This window comes from Lacrimispora sp. 38-1, assembly GCF_049890855.1.
In the GTDB taxonomy this organism is placed as follows: domain Bacteria; phylum Bacillota; class Clostridia; order Lachnospirales; family Lachnospiraceae; genus Lacrimispora.
This window is the reverse complement of the sequence record NZ_JBANEW010000037.1, coordinates 1-497: the sequence shown is the minus strand read 5'-3', so window position 1 is coordinate 497 and position 497 is coordinate 1. Positions and strand designations below refer to the sequence as shown.

Below are 497 nucleotides of genomic sequence, written 5' to 3'. Positions count from 1 at the left end.
TGCGATGTTTTCAGAGGAGTACACAATCGATAAATAACTGTGTTCAATGCCTCATAATAACATCGAATGGAGATGGAGAGATTCGAACTCTTGACCCCCTGCTTGCAAGGCAGGTGCTCTCCCAACTGAGCTACACCCCCATGAAATCTTGGATGTGAGTCTACCCTATTAAGGCTATCCCTGTATTCTTTTTTCTCTGGTTTTTTAAACCAATGGGCTTAAGTGGACTCGAACCACCGACCTCACGCTTATCAGGCGTGCGCTCTAACCAGCTGAGCTATAAGCCCATAAATAAATCTGGCACCCACCTGCTCTCCCATACCGTCTCCAGTATAGTACCATCGGCCGCTTAGGTCTTAACCATCGTGTTCGAGATGGGAACGGGTGTGTCCCCTAAGCGCATCGGCACCAGAAATTTCGTGTCTGCTAGTAATGTGTGCACAATCAAACGGAAAACTGTGTTGAAAGCTTGCTTTCATAAGCAGTTTTTTGTTTAA

At 46.1% G+C, this 497-nt stretch carries 2 tRNA genes and 1 rRNA gene; all 3 read right to left on the bottom strand.

Annotated elements, in window-relative coordinates:
* Positions 1–67: 67 nt before the first annotated feature.
* Positions 68–140 (bottom strand) — tRNA-Ala (locus V7D18_RS08185).
* Positions 141–213: 73 nt separating this feature from the next.
* A tRNA-Ile gene (locus V7D18_RS08180) sits at positions 214–287 on the bottom strand.
* 8 nt (positions 288–295) lie between these two features.
* Positions 296–413: ribosomal RNA gene (rrf, locus tag V7D18_RS08175) — 5S ribosomal RNA — on the bottom strand.
* Between the last annotated feature and the right edge of the window lie 84 nt (positions 414–497).